This is a genomic window from Gordonia lacunae, from assembly GCF_002149015.1.
Lineage (GTDB): Bacteria > Actinomycetota > Actinomycetes > Mycobacteriales > Mycobacteriaceae > Gordonia > Gordonia lacunae.
Genome location: NZ_NGFO01000083.1, coordinates 1 through 1,223, shown reverse-complemented (window position 1 = coordinate 1,223; position 1,223 = coordinate 1). Strand labels below are relative to the sequence as shown.

At 65.8% G+C, this 1,223-nt stretch carries 1 protein-coding gene; it reads left to right on the top strand.

Annotation, left to right across the window (positions count from 1 at the left end):
- Positions 1-545 precede the first annotated feature (545 nt).
- Positions 546-1,088, top strand: a complete 543-nt coding sequence (locus tag CA982_RS26215) for a dihydrofolate reductase family protein (RefSeq protein WP_086537965.1) — start codon at positions 546-548, stop codon at positions 1,086-1,088.
- Positions 1,089-1,223: the final 135 nt, after the last annotated feature.

Here is a 1,223-nt window from a genome sequence, read left to right as displayed (position 1 = left end):
TCTGGCTGCCCCCGCGACAGTCAGTCCCCGACGTAATCCCGACCAGAACTGCTCGTGGACCTCAGCAGATTTGACCCGGCCTTGACCGCGACCGCTGGGCAACGAACGCCCAGCAGAATGCATCCACGTGTAGCCGGTAAACGACGACACCCCGATCGATCGGGCCGCTGCTACAACCGAGGCCCCCGCCTCGATCTCACTCCAAAACCGAGCCCGCAAATCCTCCCCAACGCGTATCCCAGCAACAGCCACCACAGCCTCCACAAGTCAGGCTGTTGCGGCGACCACTTGAACCTGCCCACTGCTCCCTGAGCTGAGGAGCGCCCGGAGCGCAAGCGACCACCCGCTGCTCCCTGAGGAGCGCCCGGATCGCAGGCGACCCACTGCTCCCTGAGGAGCGCCCGGAGCTTGCGGAGGGCGCGTCACGAAGGGTCCGGCGACCGAGCAGCGGAACCCGTCCTGACTCCCTCCGCGGCCGATGAGTTTCCCGGCGCGGCTGGGTCTGACATCGTGACGTTCACCGCGATGAGACGAGAGGCCACACCATGGGAAAGATCCACGTCCACGAGTTCATCACCCTCGACGGCAGCTATGAGGACCCGAGCTTCACGATGCCGTACGGATTCGCCGACGGGATGGGCGAGCTCCTCGGCTCCTTCATGAACGACTGCACTGGTATCCTGCTCGGACGCAACACGTTCGAGATGTTCGCCCCGGCCTGGTCGACCCGGACCGCCGAGGACGATCCCGGCGCCCCGTTCTTCAACGACACCACCAAGTACGTGGTGTCATCGACCCTCGACGACGCGACGGCCTGGCAGAACTCGGAGATCTTCGGCGCTTACGACGCCGACCGTATCCGGGAACTCAAGAATGATCGCGACCTCTACGTCAGCGGCAGTGGCACTCTCGTGCGGGCGTTGCTGCGCGACAAGCTCATCGACGAGCTACACCTGCTGGTGTACCCGGTGGTCCTCGGGAGCGGCGCCCGCCTCTTCGACGGACTGGACGATCTGCCACTCACGCTCGTCGGCACCGACGTCTTCGACAACGGCGTCGTGCACCTCTCGTACGGCTCCACCGACTGAGAATCGAATGCGCGCTTGCTCGGAACACGCTGCGACCCTTCGAGGCTCGTCGCTTGCGCTCCTCGCACCTCAGGGGGCGGAGGGGGGTCGCTTGCGCTCCCCGCACCTCAGGGGGCGGAGGGGGGTCGCTTGCGA